The 17,691-nt window shown below is 41.8% G+C and carries 14 protein-coding genes and 2 pseudogenes; 3 read left to right on the top strand and 13 right to left on the bottom strand.

Translation table 11 applies throughout. The features are described 5' to 3' along the window. Nucleotides 1-192: 192 nt before the first annotated feature. From arcC to ygeW, 5 genes are all read right to left on the bottom strand, one after another. Nucleotides 193-1,095, bottom strand: coding sequence for a carbamate kinase (gene arcC / locus EDI28_RS02310; protein WP_128782219.1), 903 nt, complete (start codon nt 1,093-1,095; stop codon nt 193-195). Between the two features lie 63 nt (nt 1,096-1,158). Beyond that, complete coding sequence (hydA, locus tag EDI28_RS02305; RefSeq protein ID WP_128782218.1) at nt 1,159-2,604, bottom strand: dihydropyrimidinase; 1,446 nt, start codon at nt 2,602-2,604, stop codon at nt 1,159-1,161. 238 nt (nt 2,605-2,842) lie between these two features. Continuing rightward, nucleotides 2,843-4,060: a YgeY family selenium metabolism-linked hydrolase gene (locus EDI28_RS02300; RefSeq protein ID WP_128782217.1), complete on the bottom strand. Its 1,218-nt coding sequence runs from the start codon at nt 4,058-4,060 to the stop codon at nt 2,843-2,845. Between the two features lie 278 nt (nt 4,061-4,338). Next, nucleotides 4,339-5,541: a diaminopropionate ammonia-lyase gene (gene dpaL / locus EDI28_RS02295; RefSeq protein ID WP_128782216.1), complete on the bottom strand. Its 1,203-nt coding sequence runs from the start codon at nt 5,539-5,541 to the stop codon at nt 4,339-4,341. 131 nt (nt 5,542-5,672) lie between these two features. Beyond that, nucleotides 5,673-6,860: a knotted carbamoyltransferase YgeW gene (ygeW, locus tag EDI28_RS02290; protein WP_128782215.1), complete on the bottom strand. Its 1,188-nt coding sequence runs from the start codon at nt 6,858-6,860 to the stop codon at nt 5,673-5,675. Nucleotides 6,861-7,267: 407 nt separating this feature from the next. Between ygeW and EDI28_RS02285 the strand changes: the two genes are divergently transcribed. Then, nucleotides 7,268-9,025 carry a sigma 54-interacting transcriptional regulator gene (locus EDI28_RS02285; RefSeq protein WP_128782214.1) on the top strand — a complete coding sequence of 586 codons (1,758 nt, stop codon included), beginning with the start codon at nt 7,268-7,270 and terminating at the stop codon, nt 9,023-9,025. Between the two features lie 118 nt (nt 9,026-9,143). Here the strand turns inward: EDI28_RS02285 and EDI28_RS02280 are convergent, their stop codons facing one another. Further along, nucleotides 9,144-9,611 carry an RNA-binding S4 domain-containing protein gene (locus EDI28_RS02280; protein WP_128782213.1) on the bottom strand — a complete coding sequence of 156 codons (468 nt, stop codon included), beginning with the start codon at nt 9,609-9,611 and terminating at the stop codon, nt 9,144-9,146. A 117-nt stretch (nt 9,612-9,728) separates the two neighbouring features. On the opposite strand from EDI28_RS02280, the gene EDI28_RS02275 reads away from it, so the two are divergent. Next, on the top strand, nt 9,729-10,244 hold the full coding sequence (locus EDI28_RS02275) for an NUDIX hydrolase (RefSeq protein WP_128782212.1): 516 nt from the start codon (nt 9,729-9,731) through the stop codon (nt 10,242-10,244). A gap of 52 nt (nt 10,245-10,296) precedes the next feature. On the opposite strand, the pseudogene EDI28_RS27260 reads toward EDI28_RS02275, so the two are convergent. From EDI28_RS27260 to EDI28_RS02240, 7 genes and pseudogenes are all read right to left on the bottom strand, one after another. Next, nucleotides 10,297-10,393: pseudogene (locus EDI28_RS27260) on the bottom strand (IS1595 family transposase); the annotation flags it as partial. 83 nt (nt 10,394-10,476) lie between these two features. Continuing rightward, nucleotides 10,477-10,944: a MarR family winged helix-turn-helix transcriptional regulator gene (locus EDI28_RS02265; protein ID WP_233353252.1), complete on the bottom strand. Its 468-nt coding sequence runs from the start codon at nt 10,942-10,944 to the stop codon at nt 10,477-10,479. Between the two features lie 3,181 nt (nt 10,945-14,125). Beyond that, on the bottom strand, nt 14,126-14,875 hold the full coding sequence (locus EDI28_RS02260; protein ID WP_164918459.1) for an EAL domain-containing protein: 750 nt from the start codon (nt 14,873-14,875) through the stop codon (nt 14,126-14,128). Nucleotides 14,876-14,889: 14 nt separating this feature from the next. Beyond that, nucleotides 14,890-15,306 carry a hypothetical protein gene (locus EDI28_RS02255; protein ID WP_128782210.1) on the bottom strand — a complete coding sequence of 139 codons (417 nt, stop codon included), beginning with the start codon at nt 15,304-15,306 and terminating at the stop codon, nt 14,890-14,892. Then, nucleotides 15,303-15,698, bottom strand: a complete 396-nt coding sequence (locus tag EDI28_RS02250; protein ID WP_128782209.1) for a hypothetical protein — start codon at nt 15,696-15,698, stop codon at nt 15,303-15,305. Before EDI28_RS02250 ends, EDI28_RS02255 begins: the two co-directional genes overlap by 4 nt. Continuing rightward, the gene (locus tag EDI28_RS02245) at nt 15,686-16,621 is read right to left on the bottom strand and encodes a hypothetical protein (protein WP_128782208.1); all 936 of its coding nucleotides are present in this window, start codon (nt 16,619-16,621) and stop codon (nt 15,686-15,688) included. The genes EDI28_RS02250 and EDI28_RS02245 overlap by 13 nt, the downstream gene beginning before the upstream one ends. Beyond that, a complete protein-coding gene (locus EDI28_RS02240; RefSeq protein ID WP_128782207.1) occupies nt 16,584-17,096 on the bottom strand; it encodes a hypothetical protein in 513 nt (170 codons plus the stop codon). Before EDI28_RS02240 ends, EDI28_RS02245 begins: the two co-directional genes overlap by 38 nt. A gap of 211 nt (nt 17,097-17,307) precedes the next feature. On the opposite strand from EDI28_RS02240, the pseudogene EDI28_RS27255 reads away from it, so the two are divergent. Then, a pseudogene (locus tag EDI28_RS27255) lies at nt 17,308-17,424 on the top strand (IS1595 family transposase); the annotation flags it as partial. Nucleotides 17,425-17,691 lie beyond the last annotated feature (267 nt).

The following is a 17,691-nucleotide window of genomic DNA, read 5'->3' as shown; positions in this document are numbered from 1 at the left end:
AATGCTGCTTTTGTGGCGACGACTTCGCTTTAGATCGCCTCCTTCACCCACAGCAACTATTTTTATGTATTTATCGACGAAGGTACGTCTCGCTTTGTTATACCAACCTGGCTCAGCCGTTACGTCATCTAAACCATGAGATTGTTCAACAGCTTAAACAGATTGGTATTAACTGTAGGGAATTGTGAATCTCTAAACGGCTACACAAGTACCGGCACGTTCAGCCAATACCTCTAAGCCTTCTTCAAGTGCACCGATATAGGCGCGACCACCAAACTGGGCAAAATCGGCCGCAGCTTCGACTTTAGGTCCCATTGAACCCGCAGGAAACTGATGCTCACTTAGCTGAGCTGGTGTCGTCGCTCGTAGCGCACGCTGCTTCTCAGTGCCCCAGTCTAGGTAAACGGCATCGGCATCTGTCAGGATAAGCAGCTTGTCTGCCTTGAGCTGTTTAGCCAGCAAGGTTGCTGAAAGGTCTTTATCGATCACACCTTCAACACCTTGATAACCGAATTCGCCACGGCACACTGGAATACCGCCGCCGCCACAGCAGATCACAATCTGGCCGGCATTAAGCAAAGTATCAATCGACTTCTTGTCGACAATATTGATTGGCTTAGGAGACGGTACGACGCGGCGGACATATTCGCCATCACGCTTCATGATCCAGTTATTGGCTTCAGCCAAAACACCGGCTTCGTCTTCGTTATAAACCGGGCCAACAAACTTGGTCGGATCCAACATGCTAGGATCATCGGCATTCACTTCAATACGAGTCAGAAGGCTGGCTACTTCGGTGTCAGGCAGTAAATTTTGCAGCTCCTGAGCCAGCATATAACCAATCATCCCTTCGCTTTCAGCTCCAAGGACATCGAGCGGATAAGGCGAGACTTTGTCATAAGCCAAGTTCTGCAGGGCTAGCAGGCCAACCTGCGGACCATTTCCATGGACAATCGCAACCTGGTATTCCTTGGCGATTTCAGCAATCGCCTTAGCTGCGATTTTGATGTTAGCCAGCTGGTTATCAAAGCTCGGTGCGTCGCCACGACGCAACAATGCATTGCCGCCAAGGGCAACAACAGCGGTGGGTTTCATGTTAACTCCTTGAATTATAATTGTGGTTTAACCCCGTTCCCGGCACATCCATTAGTGCAAACACTAATATTGATGTAGAAACGGTTTGCGGCGAATAAAGCGGCCATTCCCGGCTTTCCCCATAAATTCGCCATTACATGCGACAACCTGTCCACGGCTGATGGTCATCATCGGCCAGCCAAGACACTTCATATCTTCATACGGGGTGTAATCGGTGTTGTCGTGTAATAAATCGTGAGTAATTGTGACTTGCTGCTTGGGATCAAACAGCACAAGATCGGCATCAGCCCCCGGAGCCAAGCTACCTTTTTGCGGGTATAACCCAAATAGCTTGGCTGGCATATAACTGGTTAGCTCTACAAAACGGGCCGGACTGATCCGTCCGCTCATAACGCCTTCGGAAAACAGCAACGGCATCCGGTTTTCAACACCGGGCATACCATTCGGACAAGCACTGAAATTGTCTTTTCCACGCTGTTTTTGTTCAGAATAGGTAAAAGAACAATGATCAGTCGCAACGGTATCGATGCTGCCGTCCACCAGCCCTTGCCACAGCTTTTCACGCTCCTCAACAGGGCGCAACGGTGGGCTAAGAATATATTTCAGCGCATCTTCCCGCTCGTAACAGCGCTCATCAAGCAACAAGTACTGCGGGCAGGTTTCAGCCCAAACCGGCTGTTGGTTCTGGCGGGCAAGCCGGACATAATCCAGTCCAAGCCCATTAGAAAGATGGACAATATACAGCGGTGCATCGCCAGCCAGTTTCGCCAGATTTATCATTCTGGCAATGGCTTCGGCCTCGCATTCAAGCGGGCGACTCTGGGCGTGATACCTAGGGGCTGTTTTCCCTTCTTCGAGCAGCTGACTGCGCCTTAGCGCGATCGCTGCATCATTTTCAGGGTGAACCGTGGTCAGGGCATGGACTTTATTGAGTTGGGCAAGCGCACGCAGAACCGACTCATCATCAAGCTTATAGCCGTAAGTCAGATACAGCTTGAAGCTGGAGATCCCTTCAACCTCAACCATCGAGGCCATTTCAGACAATATTTCATCGTCAATATGCTGAATCACGCCATGAAAACCGTAATCAATCACCGCGGTTTCTTTGGCATATTCCTTATAAACGGCCAGTTGATGATGAAGATTGCAGCCTTTAGGTCCGAAGCCCATGTGATCAACCACCGTAGTAGTACCACCACAGGCTGCGGCACGAGTGCCGGTATAGAAATCATCACTACTACGCGCAATCCCTACATCAATATTGAAATGGGTATGGACATCAATACCTCCCGGCATCACATACAGGCCGGAAGCATCAATAATTTGAGTGTCAGTCGGATAGTTGGATATAGAGGGGGCAACCTCGGCGATCTGACCATCAACAATCAAAATATCTGCTTTCTTCTCATCTTGATGGTCGACCACAACTCCCTGACGAATAAGAATTGCCGACGGTGTTCCGCCTGTACTCTTGTTCGAATTCAAGAAGAAAGAACGCTGTGAAATCATAACGCTACCCTTTGTTTACACCGGAATTTCGTCTATCTACGAATACCTTCTCGAAGTATCAGTCAAACAACTGATACTTCGAGAAGATAAATCAAGAATCAATAGCCACGAACCAAGAACGAAAATCCATCCCGAGGGGGATATGAGGTCAGCATTAAGGCAGAGCGAACTGACACCCTCGGGACGGAAAATGGTACTCATGTTGATTATTCAGCTAGTGATTACTCAACACTGGTTCTTATTTTTTTAGCTCTTTTAGGTACATTTGTGGGATCACCGCGTACATCGCAGCACAAGTCACAAGGTGATCTTTCCAAGTTTTCTCGTTTGGCGCGTGCGCTTCTGGCTCTTTACCCGGACCGAAACCAATCACAGGAATACCGTAACGGCCCATGATAGAAACGCCGTTGGTAGAGAATGTCCACTTATCTACAGTTGGTTTCTTGTCGAACAATAGCTCGTAAGAAGCTTCCAGTGTCTTAGTCGCAACGTGCTCTTCGTCAATCAACCATGTTGGGAAGTAGCACTCTGTTGGGTAAACCAAACCGGTATAGGCAGGACGGTTGTATTCGTACATAGATACTTCAGCTTTCGCTGCTTGTACCGCAGGTAGCGCACGAATTTCGTCAAGCGAACCTTCCCAAGTTTCACCCCAAGTCAAACGACGGTCGATTGAAACAGCACAGCTATCTGCAACAGCACAGCGGCTTGGTGAAGTGAAGAAGATTTCTGAAACAGTCAGTGTACCTTTGCCTAGGAATGGGTCGTCTTTCAGGTTGTGAGAAAGATCTTCTAGCTGGCTAAGAATTGGGCCCATTTTGAAGATAGCGTTGTCACCACGCTCCGGAGCAGAGCCGTGACAGCTCACACCGGCAACATCGATACGAATTTCCATACGTCCGCGCTGACCGCGGTAGATCTGGCAATCTGTTGGCTCGGTAGAAACCACGAACTCAGGGCGAATCTTGCTTTCTTCAATGATGTACTGCCAGCAAAGACCATCACAGTCCTCTTCCTGAACGGTACCCGTTACTAGCAAGGTATATTCGTCTTCAAGACCTAGATCTTTGATGATCTTACCGGCATAAACCATTGAAGCCATACCGCCTTCCTGATCAGAAGCACCACGGCCACCGATGATTTCGTCATCTTCCATGCCCTGGTATGGGTCAAATTCCCAGTTGTCCATGTTACCCACACCAACAGTATCGATGTGTGCATCCATAGCAATTAGGTGCGGACCATGACCAATCCATCCCAGTACGTTGCCCATCGGATCGATTTCTACCTTATCGAAACCAACTTTTTCCATTTCCTCTTTGATGCGCAATACCACTTTTTCTTCGTCACAGCTTTCGCTTGGGATTGCAATCATGTCACGTAGGAATTGGCTCATATCCGCTTTGTAGTCTTGGGCTTTTTCCAGAACTTTATTGAATGGGATATTCATTGTCATTGTAATTCTCCTTGGGCCGAACGGTGGTCATCGCGTCCGGCATGATGTTTTGTATTTGAAGTTGATACGCCCTGTTTTCGATGACACATACAGCACGCTAAATAATTCTTTTTTCTACTATTCTTTCACCGAATCTTTGTGGATTCAGTACAGCTCGTTAAACCTTTATTGCCTTCTTGAAGCAATTTCGTTCGAAGGCAAAGAAGAAGCGCGGAGTTGATACCCATCAATGAGCACTTCTGATGCAGCATCCGGACGAAATCGCAAAAAGAAACAACTTAAAGCGTTGGGTGCTTACCTTGCCATACTACTTCACGGTAGTGGACAGGGTCGGTATCCCCTTCGGTGTTAACCAATAGAACAACTGAATCTTGGTTCAGCCCCAGTTTTTCCATTAGCTTTTCACGCTCTGGGTGGTAGTAAACAGCAGCCAGCATACCTGCACCAACGGCGCCGGATTCACCGGATACAACTCTTGGATCGTCGCCTAGCGGATTACCGAGAACTCGCATACCCAGTGCGGCTACACTGTCTTGACAGGAAACAAACTGAGTTGAACAGTCACGCAGTACCGGCCAACCAATCGGATTCGGCTCACCACAGGCCAAGCCAACCATGATGGTTGCCAGGTCGCCTTCGACATTCACCATCTCGCCCTGCTCGCTGATACCTGAGCGGTAGATACAGTCAGCCAGATCCGGCTCGACAATCACTGAGTGAAGCTTGTCTGCACCGTATTGGTCACAGAGATAACCCAGCACGCCGCCAGCCATAGCACCAACGCCAGCCTGTAGGAATACGTGGGTAGGACGTTCGATTTGCTGATCTTTCATTTGGTCGACAGCTTCGGCTGCCATGGTGGTGTAGCCCTGCATGATCCAGGTTGGGATTTCGGTATAACCTTCCCAGGCTGTATCCTGCACAACTTTCCAGTTGTTCTCTTCTGCCGTTTTGATGGCTAGACGAACGGTATCGTCATAGTTCATGTCGGTAACAATGCACTCGGCACCTAGCGCACGAATGTTGTTAACACGCTCGTCTGCAGCACCTTTTGGCATATACACAACGGCATTCTGGCCGAGCTTGTTTGCTGCCCATGCCACACCACGTCCGTGGTTACCATCCGTTGCAGTTGCAAAGGTCATTTTTTCCGGGATATCGTTTTTGAGTTTTTCGAAATCAAAATCTTTGACATCAAGCTTGAACTCGTCGCAAAGCAAACGGGCAATGGCATAAGCACCACCTAACATTTTGAATGCGCATAAATCAAAGCGATGTGCTTCATCTTTAATCAGGATTTTGCCAACGCCGATCTCTTTGGCTAAGCAGTCGAGAGAGTGCAAAGGCGTTGGTTGGTAGCCTTCAACTTTCTGATGGAAGGCGCGGGCTTTTTCCGCTTCATCAATGGTGAATAGAGGAGATTGCTGACCGTTATAATGGCGGTTATCGGCTATCTCCATTTTTAGAGAGAATGTAGACACGACCAGACCTCATTGAATGAATTGAGATAAAAATGCGGGGGTACTGGAACTAGTGCCCCCGCGAAAGGGCTAGCAATTAGCCAAGTTTTATAGCTGTAGCATTTGTCAGATACACATTTGGAACCAGATATTTACTTAACGCGCTTTTCAGCATCGTCCAGTAGCTCCTGTAGAACATCTCCAGGCTCTTGGTACTTGCGGTTCATAATCATTGCAGCAATGATATATGGCTTCCAGCTTGCTTCTTTGTAAGTGGCAATACGGTATTTCTCGAATACTGACTCTTCCACTTCACCTTCTTTGCAAGAAACGCCTGTGATATCAGCAGGTAGGCAGTGCATGTAAAGCGCTTCACCGTCTTTGGTCTGCTTCATCATTTCTTCGGTGCAATGCCAGTCTTTGTGGTTGGCATTCTGAGCCAGACATTCTTGCTCAAGTGCTTTCAGGCCATCATGGTCATTGGCGCGAAGCAGCTCGGTACGACGGCCCATAACCTGGTATGGTGCCCATGATTTTGGATAAACAATGTCAGCATCTTTGAATGCTTCTTCCATTGATTCAACCTGGGTAAAGCTACCGCCAGACGCTTCAGCATTCTTGCGAGCTTCTTCAACCACTTCAGGAATTAGGTCATAACCTTCTGGGTGAGCCAGAGTGACGTCCATACCGAAGCGAGTCATCAGGCCGATGATGCCCTGAGGTACAGATAGCGGCTTACCGTAACTTGGTGAATAAGCCCAAGTCATTGCAATCTTCTTGCCTTTTAGCTTGTCCAAACCACCGAAGTGTTCTTCCAACCATGCCAGGTCAGCCATTGACTGAGTTGGGTGGTCGATATCACACTGTAGGTTGACCAGTGCTGGACGGTGTGGCAATACGCCTTCTTTCACACCATCATCCAAGGCTTCACCAACTTCACGCATGTAGGCATTACCGGCACCTAGATACATGTCATCGCGAATACCGATAGCATCGGCACAGAATGAAATCATATTGGCAGTTTCACGCACGGTTTCACCGTGGGCAATCTGCGATTTACCTTCATCAAGATCCTGCTGTGCAAGACCTAACATGTTGATGGCTGAAGCGTAGGAGAAACGAGTTCGAGTTGAGTTGTCACGGAACAGTGAAATACCCAAGCCATTTTTAAAGATGTTTGTTGCGATGTTTTCCTTTCGCATTGCTTTTAAAGCTTGCGCGGTTTTTAATACACGCTCTAACTCTTCAGGGCTCTGCTCCCATGTTAAAAGGAAATCTTTATTATGAAGCTCAGATTTTAGTTCATTGATTTCCTTGATCAGTTCATTAATGCTTTTCATTTTATTCTTCCCAGTAATTAAATTGTTATATCGAGTGCGGCTGGAAAAAGTCTGTAGGGTTATAACAGACGACTGATTCTCTTATTCCAATATCTATGCCAACAACAGCCAAAATCGGAAAAATAAATCAAAAAACACCTACAGCCCTTGAATTACAAGGGGTAAGAAAAATGAACACACTTTATTGCTTTACCTATACCATGCAGAGCGCTATCAACCACTATCAGTGATAGCGACCAAAATGATAGCGACCAAAATGCGGTTTATCATATTGATATTCAGATGTGACCTAGCTAGCAATTCCTATTTCGCATCGCGAATCCAACGGGAAACACTGACTTATATCAAACAGGTATCAGCCAATCTTGATTAACTTTGTTAAGTCTCTCTCAAAATAGACCCGAATTATGTTGAAAAACGCCCAACAGTCCGAACTCATGCAGCTGCAGCCAACCATACTGCGCTTTACTCAAATGCTTTCAGCCGTACTCCAGCTGGACGCAGAAGTCGTTGATGCCGACCTAGTCCGTATCGCCGGCACCGGGCCTTACAGCAAATTCTTTGGCAAAAAACTCAACACCAGCTCAAGAATCTTCAGATACATCCTTGAAACACATAAAGAAAAAGTTGTCGTCAAATCACGAACCGATCCACTTTGTGAGGGTTGCAGCAACAAAGGCACCTGCCGAGAGACTGCTTTTCTTGGTGTGCCTATCATGGTTGATGATCGCTGTATCGGGGTGATCAGTCTTGTTGCCTTTACCGAAGAGTCGCGCGAGAGAATAAAAGAGAATGTTCAGTTATTCTCTGACTACATTCAGCATATTTCCCAGATTGTAGTAACTAAAGTACTGGCCAGCGATAATGAACATGATGATGGGCTAGACGAAGTATTTACCAGCCTGATAGAAAACATGGATCAGGGGGTATTAGTCTTAGACGGCAACAGCCGCGTGAAATATGGTAACCAGCAAGCACTGAACAACCTAAATATAGAGCGTGAAGAACTATCACATCTCGAAGTGAATATTAAGCCACTGTCTTTTCATAATAATGAATTAAAAGGCCACCAACAGCACATCATTTCTCTTGGCGAGCGCCAAGAGCTCGTTGTCGGCCAATTTCATGATGCCCGTGGACATCAACTTTTTTTAATGGCCTTCCACCAGCCAAATAAATCATTTGCCATCAATGAACCACAGCCGCAATTTACCAGTGTCATTGGTGACTGTAAAAAAATGCGTCAGCTAAAAACGTTAATCTCGCGTATTGCCAGTAGTCCATCAAGCGTACTTATCAATGGTGAAAGTGGAACAGGTAAAGAAGTCATTGCCCATGCGGTTCATGATTTGAGTACCCGAAGCGACAAGCCTTTTATTGCGATTAACTGTGCGGCAATTCCTGATCAGCTGCTCGAAAGCGAATTGTTCGGTTATGTAAAAGGTGCCTTTACCGGAGCCTCGACTAAAGGAAAAACCGGTCTGATCCTGGCGGCAAACAAGGGAACGCTATTTTTGGATGAAATCGGCGATATGTCGATGACCCTTCAGGCCAAATTGCTGCGAGTACTGGAAGAGCGTGAAGTAATGCCGATTGGCTCAAACACCTCGATTCCGATTGATATCCGGATTGTATCGGCGACCAACCGCAACTTTGCGGAAATGATTGCGTCCAACAAGTTCCGGGAAGATTTGTATTACCGCCTCAACGTGATCCCGATTCACTTGCCACCACTTAAAGAGCGCGATGGCGATGTGGAGCTGCTGGTGCAATTCTTCCTTGATATACATACTCGAAAGATCGGCGTGAGCTATCCCGGAATTACAACTGAAGCGATGGCTCGTCTCAATGCCTATCACTGGCCCGGCAACGTACGTGAACTAAGTAATCTCATTGAATACTTGGTTAATGTAGTACCGGAAGGAGACACCATTGACGTCGACTTGCTACCACCTTACTTTGAACAGTCAAAAACCGAGCATCATGCCGAGAGTATCAATGCTGATGACTGCGCCATGAGCCTTGAAGAGATGGAAAAAATCCGAATTGAAGAGGCTATCAACCGACTGAGCAACCGCAAGCTGGTTGCCGACGAACTGGGTATTGGAATCGCAACCTTGTACCGGAAAATCAAGAAATATGGGTTAAGTGTTAATAGCCACTAATTAGCCAATTGCCATTCATTATCCGTCATAATCAGAAACTGCCACTTACGGCAGTTTCTGTATTCTCCCTCATAAAACCTATACTCGCCAGCTTTACAGGAGACAACTCCAGACGTTGCTAAAAGCTAATAGGCTTACGGCCTGTTGACTGATCGGCAGGGCCTGACTGTTTCTCGGCTTTCTGAGCCTTACCGCCTGCTTTCTTGCCGGACGCATTTTTATTAGACGCATTCTTGTGGGAAGAAGACTTTTTGGCTCCCCCTTTTCCAGATGCATTTTTAGCTACGGGCTTGTCCGCTTTCTTTGCCGGTTTTGGAGCAACTTCCTGGGGTGATTCATCTACAGGCTGATCGCAAATAACAACATAAAATTCATTGTTAAACTCAATCACATCACCATCATACATCTTACGGCGTTTGCGTTGTTCCAGTTCACCATTAACAGCCACATAGCCTTCGGAAATTGCAAATTTTGCTTCGCCTCCGCCACTGACCGCATTGGCAATTTTCAATACCTTGTAGAGCTCAATAGGCTGGCTTGAAACCTCGACCGCCAACGCTTCTACTTCATATTCTTCTTCAGACATTTTATTAACCGGAGATGGACAATGGCAGGTATTATACCCAAGTTCCCTGTCATAACTAGCAATCCCTTATCGGCTGAGATATCCTCGCGCCTTTGAACCAACCAGTAGCATAATAATATGTATTGTCCATCTTGCGGTCAGCCAACCTTCACTGCACAATCCGATAAATCATTTCAGTGTAATCAGTGTGACTTTACCTTTTTCCATAACAGCGCCTCGGCCGTTCTCGCCATTATTCGCTGTCAGAATGAGGTACTGGTTGCCGAACGCGGACGAGAGCCCGGTAAAGGGATGTGGGACTTTCCCGGTGGATTTGTTGATCACGGTGAATCCCTAGAACAGGCACTGTTGCGTGAACTTCAGGAAGAACTGATGTTTCAGCCAAGCCAGGTACAGTACTTTGGTTCGTACCCGAACACCTATCTCTATAAAAATATCGAATATAAAACCTGCGATGCTTTTTTTGCCGTAGAGATAGAACAGAAACCGATTTTAAAAGCCGGAGACGATGTTGCTAACATAGATTGGGTTAAGATTACCGAGCTACAACCGGAAAAGTTTGCCTTTGCATCAGCCAGAGAAGCTATCGCTTTATATTTAAAAAATGATTATGTTCCTTTTGACTGTTGCTGAAAACTTAACATCATATTTTCGTTAAGTTTTTCAGTAAAATCCATATGTCGATGCCAACCGAGGCAATGATCTAGATATTTAGTTGCAACGCCATGGAATCGCTTCATCCATTCTTTGATCCAGCTATGGTCGGCATTTACATTTTGGACAGACAAAGACCTTATCTATCACTTTCAGACCAGCCGACATATTTAGACACTTACGGATCAAGTCATGTGTTTGCTAACGTGGATTAGTCTTCTTTGACACCTACAAGAGCTTTTTTTAACAGTGATACCAATGTATGGTATTCGTCAATAGTTAATGTATGTAAATATACCTCTTTTCTTTTTTGCACTATATCTTGCACTTGGTGCATTCTCTCTAAACCACTGTTTGTTATAGTTAAATATGTTTGACGGCGATCGTTTGGATCTACTCTTCTGACTAGATATTCTTTTTCTACTAAGTCATGAATTAACCTCGAAACTTGACTTTTGGCACCAATGATTTGTTCTTGAGTAACCAAATCAGATTGATGGACTCCTTCATCCAATTTTTCGTAAGCTTTAGTCAAAATCCAAGCTTGTTCTGAGTTTATATCTAGCGACGCTTGTTGAAACATTGCTTCACTTTTCTGTTTTGAGATCGTAGCAATTTTGTAACAAAGGATACCAATTAAGCCATCGCTATCTCTTTCTCCTAAATACTCACCCGCCATATTTAACCTTCACTATCATGATACTGTTTCAGTGGAAATCGTTCCTGAGTGGATAAATTTAGCTGAATTTTACAATAATTATAATGACGTCCGTCAATATAATGATTTTTCTGCAGCCAGATCTCATTATGATAACTTATTGCTGACAGCTTGTGACGCAGACAAGACTAGTGTTACAACACTCCCCGCTATGTGACATCAACATTGCGAAACGTCATGTTGTTTGGTGATCCGGTAGTTATTGGACATCCCGAAGTAACTAAGAGGATTTAAATGGCTATATTCCGTTTAACTGTTATTAAGGGCTTAACTCCATGTTTCGTTAAGTTATTCAGTAGTATTCATATATCCAACCGATATCATGACCTAGATATTTAGTTGCAACACAATGTAATCACTTCATCCATTTTTATTCAGTTATGGCAGGAATTTACATTTCACTCCTATGCATTTGACCCCGCACGAATATACAACTAGTTGTTCTTGACAAGAAAAAGTAGTATTGAATGAGCATGCATGTCTCTAAAATGCTTATTTTATGTGGTATGTCCCATCTCGTTACGGACAGTAAGGCGCTTAAATTCTCAAAAGGTCATGTCTTCTAAAACAAGCAAACAATCATAACTTGCATATACTCAGTCAGATGGCCAATAAGAACCATAATTTGAGTGTAACTGTTCACCCACAAGCACATTACAATTAAGAACTTCATCGACTGGTACAACGGAGAGCACTGTCACAGTTGTATAAGCTTCGTGAGCAGGGCAACGTCATCGTAGCAAGGATGCCAACATACAAGTAAATAGAAAGGTAGTGTACGGGCAGGCAATGGCTCAAAGCCCAAAGCGTTCGCTAGGAAAAATAAAGAATTGCGAACCTATACTTACCCAGAAAAAACAGAGATCAATGAACAACTGTAACAAGCGGCTTAATATGATTTGGCGACAACTAACTTAAAAAACGCCAGCCCCTACATCCAGTAACATTACTTGGGAGAAGTTTTATTCTCTTTCAGCCTAATTGTGTCTAAAAACAATGTGTTTGCTCTTCAGCACAGCTTTGTAACAGAATACACAAAGTGTAACTAATAATTTCTACTTTTAATAACGTGTAATATCCCCCCAAATACAATCTCGACAAAAACACATAAGTCATTGTCTAATAAGATAAATAAAAAACTCCCAATTAATTTATTACAACATGTGAAAAACAGAGCGGTTTTTACTCGAAGTAAAACCCAAAAAGTCAAAATAATGTGATATAAGTCTTCTCATAATAGTAATGATAATCACAACCAATAAGGCGTGGCTTTAATGATCGTTTTTAATTCTAAATCAGCTTGCTACATATCTCGGATGCTTAACTCCCAAAACACTCATCTTCACAGTGAGGTTTTCTTTTATGACGGATTACAAAGTTACCGCGTTATTGATATTACTCAAATAAATCAAGTGATTGAAAATAAAGGAGGGTTCCAATCTATACTTACTGGATTTAGCGTATATTTAGATGATGGATATAAACTTGAATTAGATGTAATAAACTCTACTAGTAAGCTTATTACAAATGATAACAACCAAAACCTGCTATATTCGTGATAATTAAAGATGCTTGGTTTCTATTACCACTAGGATCATGCATATACTATTAAAATGAATCAAGTCTAAAGGCAATGTTCTCTTTAGTTATTCTTATATACGGGGCATTAAGAATCAAGAACCTTTAATGCTCCATCTAAGCTACTGAATTATTTATGATTTTGTTGTTATCGAGGTGTTTTCGACAAGTATTCAAACACCCTCCTAATTTCATGCTCGATTTAATTCCAAACACGGTGAACAATCGCTTTGATGACGAGTAAAATCAAACATTCAAATTCTTAGCTGATTTGAACACTGATAGTTTCGATCCACTTTTTAAAGCGATACTTCGTCTAATGGTTAGTGTGATCAATCTAGCCATATGAATCCTTCGACGGTGCTTTCTGTTCAGTAGCGAGACAAATCCAGTTAATGATCTGAACCAGCAGTTTAGACAGCATGACAATTCAATCTACATGCTTCCCGAATATGCGGTTGGCGTAAGAAATCAATAAAGAAAACGCACCTAGTTCGAAAAACGTTTAAAGGAGCAAGTCTTAAGTTCATGAATGAACACCTTAAGCAATTCTCCATAATGTGAATAGCGAAGGTTCTTCTGGTTTACTACTGGTTAAAGCATGTCAGTAAACGAGATAGAGCACGCACGCTGCGTGACATAAGTTCAAGAAGGCACTCGAAACTGTATCAGATAATATGAAAAGGAAGAGCCTAGTCGAAAGTGCCGCACGAAGACTTAAGGTGATAACAGATACTAATCATTCCCTAGCCGTTGCACCTAACCATTTGCGGCACAACTTTACGGCTGATGCTTCAAATCCGAATTGGGTTGGCAATATTACTTATTTGATGACAAGCGAAAGGTGGCTTTACCTTACTGTTATTTTCGATTTGCACTCACAACAGGTAGTCGGTTGACCGATGAATAACCTTCTAACAGAGAACTCTACCGAGATACGTTGAAATAGTACCGCTCTGATGGTATCGGGCTGCAAAATAATCGTTCACAGTGATCGTGATAACCAATATTGTTCAAAAAGTTACCGCAATATAATCAATTACACATAACTTTAGGTAAAGTATAAATCCCAAAGGGAATTATTGGGGCATACTTGCGTGCAAAGCTTCTTCTGGTCTTTAAACTTGGAGCTATCAATTCAAACCGATTATGACCAAAGAATTGATTCATCAAGAGGTATTTTAGTATAGTTAGGTTGATTACAACCGAACAAAAAAGCGCAGTGTTCTTGGGTTAATAACCGCGAATTTGAAAAGATGATGTCAATTAACTTGATGTCCAATCTTCTGGGGCAAATCAATCAGGCGTATCCATTGAGTTATGACAGAAGAATTTTCATTTTAATTAAAGTAATCGCATTCTCTTACGGCAACGTTTGCATATGAAGGCTTGTTTAACACCTATAAATTTTTCCCATAAATTACGTTTCACTCTAACTACTGAAAATCTGTCATGAGATAAAATCTCATCCATAATATCACCCTAATACTGTGAAATTGATTATTACTAGTAGTAATTATTTAACCATTCAAGAGTTATCAAATACTATTAAATCATTATGTTATTATTGATATTCAAATGAGAAACGATGCCCTATTCTTTCTATACTTGCACACTCAATTAAGGAACCGTAATAATACCCTTGATGTAAACACTTATATTTAGACAGTTGTTCATGTTGATAATTTGTTTCTACTCCTTCAAAAACTATATTCCTACGACCAAAATCAGAAGCATCAGCAATTAGATCTAACATATATTCATAATCACCCAAGTATTTGTACATTATGCTTTTGTCTATTTTTACCAAATCCCAGTCTGCAATAAATAACATTGACTCTGATATTTCTTCCGATAAATAATCATCAAGCCAAACCTCATGGCCTCGCGATTTTATATTAACAATAGAGTTTATTAATTTCATCTCCTCTATATTACTTGATGGTGATGTTGTTATTTCAAACGCGATTTTCTTATTTACCTGGTTAAGTATGCATGATATAAACTTATCATCTGCCATGATCTTAGTATTAAAATTAATGGAAGTGTAAGATAAATCATCAAATTTAATCCTATTAATTTCATTAACCTGAAGACGTATGATTGCCTTTATCCATCCATCTGATATTTCATTAAAGAAATCTTCAACATTAATCTTTGCATCTTCAAATCTTGTTAGCATTTCAAACGCAATGAAATTCATTGTTTTTGGACAAACTATAGGTTGTAGTGAAAATTTCACATCTATAAAACCCTCTGTATTGTCATCACACATTTCATAACAACCATTATTTTTAAGTCTCTCGTTAATCATAAAAACCCTTACTATCATTCATCCCAAAGATTTTTTGACATAGACTCTAATTTCATCTTTAATAACTGTGCTTTTAAATTTCGTATTTCTAATTCGTATAACCGATTGCAATCAATACGCTTTCTCTTCTTACCTATTGGAATGACAACTTGAGCATATATACCAAAATTATCTTTGCCTTCAAGATTTTTTGAGTCATACATACTAGAGCCGTTTGAATAATCTTTATTTACTTTTACCCCCATTAAACCGGTTTGAACATACATATCTGATGCAATACTGGACTCGCATGTTGTACCATCACTAGTTGTAATTCTGTCATAACCAGATGGTATTGTTGCATTAGGAATACTTAGAGATTCCGCATTAACATATTTACCATAAAAAATGGCAATCAAAACACTGATTAATAATATTCTTTGATACATCATTCATTCTCAATCAAGGCTTCTATCTTTTCTTTTGGGTATAAAATCAATACATCCGTACAAATCCTCGTCCTCAAATATGAACCACTAGCTGGCTTGGATATTGAGCACAATAAGTTTTTACTCACTACTGATGGTTCAACCTCTTCAATAAAGGTAGAAAAAGACCTATTTTTATTAGCCCCAACCTTCATATTGGTACTAATTATTTCTCCATTTAACTCAATATCAAAAAGCCTTGTTTCATTTGAATCATTACCAATTTTTATCGTTACAAGCTGACTTCCATTTAAACTTATTTCTCTTATTTCTATTGGAGATTGATAATGTGCATTGCTACAGGCTGAAAACATAAATAATATGACCAGTGCAAAGTTAGATATCATCGACCGCATGTTGCTGTAACCTCTATTTTATATCTTCCAGATAATAGTTCACTTTCTTTTACGTTAAAAAAAGGAATAATGGAAATCGTACCATAACCACTAATTTCAAACTTATCGTTTTTTTGTCTTTTCATTAAACCTGAACTATTCACCACAAACGAACCTCGATTATTTACATAAAATATTTCAGAGAACTTATTATTCAATTTTCTTAAGTATGACCGTTTAACTCTCTTTTTAATTACCCCATAACTTTTAATCCTTATTCTCTTATATGAGAATGTTACATTACTAGGAGTAATCGTTTGATACAATAATGACGCAGAATCCATGGTTAATTTATCATTAAACGCTATCCCTCCAACACTGTCAACAACAGTCAAAGCACAATATGAGTTATGTCGTATCCCACTATCAAAAATCATATTAAAACGTTCACCTTTTATATCAAACACTAAATTATGTCTTTGAGGTTGAGGTTGAGGTTTAGATGCGCTTGCAATAAACATTATTATTTTCGTTTGGTTTGATTTCTTTCCGCCCGTTTTTTTGAATTTTAGACTATATTCCCCCCCTCCAACAATTCTCGTCGGAGTCTGTATTCCTAATGAAGGGTCTAAACTATAATGGTAATAATTATAGTTTCCTCGACTATTTTCAGTCACTTTGATTTTAATGTTATAATCTTCCTCTCCTAAATATTCAAAAAAAACATACCCCCCAGCATATCTCATGACGGCTTCAGAAGGCATGGCATCTCGCACCATTACTACATTAGGGTTTTTATAGCAATATTTTACAACCTTAACGCCATTTTCCTTTATAAATTGGCAATCACTCGCATTTGAACTTAATGAAGTACTCCCATATGAGAATAAAGATACAAAATAAAAGCTAACGACAAGTAAGTGTCGCTGTAACTGTGTATTCATAATCATCTGCTTGTACCTCGGTTGACGATATGTCTAAAGCTCCTAAACCCACATAAAACGCTTTGCTTAAATCACCAACTGCAGTGGTCACCACAGTTGGTGACGATACTGTTCCTGCATTTAGTGAAGTCGGGCTATCAGCGCCATCAACTTTCGTTATAATTTTTAAGCTATCCCTCACACTGAAAGCCGCACCGCCCACGCGCTTCAAAGGCTTAGTTGCAACAGTTGATAGCTCCAAACTTGATCTAGTCCCTTGATTATTAGTCACGTTCAATTTTACATAATTGGCATCATCATCATGCGAGGTATCCTTAAATGTGATTTCCTTTTCTAAAGTACCATCAACGTAGATCCCGCACACAGGATCTACGATTGCTTTAAATCTCATTGTTTGTGTACCCGAAGAAAAAACAGGGGCTGCATTGCTTACTAGCAGCGCAATTACCGATACTTTCAGAATATGTTGCTTCATACTTAACACTCCCACACAAAATAATTTCAGAAAAAACAGTTCCAACCGGGACGGTATTTTCACAATAATACTATAAACGTGACATTGATCAATACTTTTTTGTACATCACATAAAAAAATTGATTATCCTCAATACTCACCCCACGGACTATCACTGTTGTTAGTAACTTCATGGGGATGAAATAATGACTAAGAATCAAATGAATTTTCAAAAGGGTTGTTTGATATGCTATGGCCAGCGGGCTCTTGTTGTAAAAACAGCGATTATGTTAAATATTGTGAATTGAAATCAAGACAACTATTTGAATGTAATCAACGCCATTACCAATAGGTCATTTATCTCATTACTTGCGTATTCCGGAGAGTTGAAACCTATTCCCACTGAACGTGAACACTTGATTTTTCAACGCAGCATCAAGAGTCATTTTTGGCTTAAGTGTTCATCTTCCGTCAACATTCCCTGTTTAATCTTATCGATTATCTTCTCAACTGTAGCCTGTGAGCACGGTGCATAAGGCTATCTAAGATAGCGTCTTCAAACGCATTATCGCCTATCTATGTGTACCGTTGATCAGTCGGTAATATTCCTCATCCC

Origin of the sequence: Photobacterium chitinilyticum, assembly GCF_004104355.1 — a bacterium.
Taxonomy (GTDB): domain Bacteria; phylum Pseudomonadota; class Gammaproteobacteria; order Enterobacterales; family Vibrionaceae; genus Photobacterium; species Photobacterium chitinilyticum.
Note: the sequence above shows the minus strand (reverse complement) of the source record. Positions and strands in the feature narration are given on the sequence as shown.

What these genes read in the sequence shown, in the direction of transcription:
- EDI28_RS02265 (WP_233353252.1), bottom strand. Translation starts at nt 10,944, where the DNA reads ATGGCGGGTGAGTATTTAGGAGAAAGAGATAGCGATGGCTTAATTGGT.
- EDI28_RS02275 (WP_128782212.1), top strand. Translation starts at nt 9,729, where the DNA reads ATGTATTGTCCATCTTGCGGTCAGCCAACCTTCACTGCACAATCCGAT.
- EDI28_RS02250 (WP_128782209.1), bottom strand. Translation starts at nt 15,698, where the DNA reads ATGCGGTCGATGATATCTAACTTTGCACTGGTCATATTATTTATGTTT.
- EDI28_RS02285 (WP_128782214.1), top strand. Translation starts at nt 7,268, where the DNA reads ATGTTGAAAAACGCCCAACAGTCCGAACTCATGCAGCTGCAGCCAACC.
- EDI28_RS02280 (WP_128782213.1), bottom strand. Translation starts at nt 9,611, where the DNA reads ATGTCTGAAGAAGAATATGAAGTAGAAGCGTTGGCGGTCGAGGTTTCA.
- EDI28_RS02255 (WP_128782210.1), bottom strand. Translation starts at nt 15,306, where the DNA reads ATGATGTATCAAAGAATATTATTAATCAGTGTTTTGATTGCCATTTTT.
- EDI28_RS02245 (WP_128782208.1), bottom strand. Translation starts at nt 16,621, where the DNA reads ATGAATACACAGTTACAGCGACACTTACTTGTCGTTAGCTTTTATTTT.
- EDI28_RS02300 (WP_128782217.1), bottom strand. Translation starts at nt 4,060, where the DNA reads ATGACAATGAATATCCCATTCAATAAAGTTCTGGAAAAAGCCCAAGAC.
- EDI28_RS02260 (WP_164918459.1), bottom strand. Translation starts at nt 14,875, where the DNA reads ATGATTAACGAGAGACTTAAAAATAATGGTTGTTATGAAATGTGTGAT.
- EDI28_RS02240 (WP_128782207.1), bottom strand. Translation starts at nt 17,096, where the DNA reads ATGAAGCAACATATTCTGAAAGTATCGGTAATTGCGCTGCTAGTAAGC.
- arcC (WP_128782219.1), bottom strand. Translation starts at nt 1,095, where the DNA reads ATGAAACCCACCGCTGTTGTTGCCCTTGGCGGCAATGCATTGTTGCGT.
- ygeW (WP_128782215.1), bottom strand. Translation starts at nt 6,860, where the DNA reads ATGAAAAGCATTAATGAACTGATCAAGGAAATCAATGAACTAAAATCT.
- hydA (WP_128782218.1), bottom strand. Translation starts at nt 2,604, where the DNA reads ATGATTTCACAGCGTTCTTTCTTCTTGAATTCGAACAAGAGTACAGGC.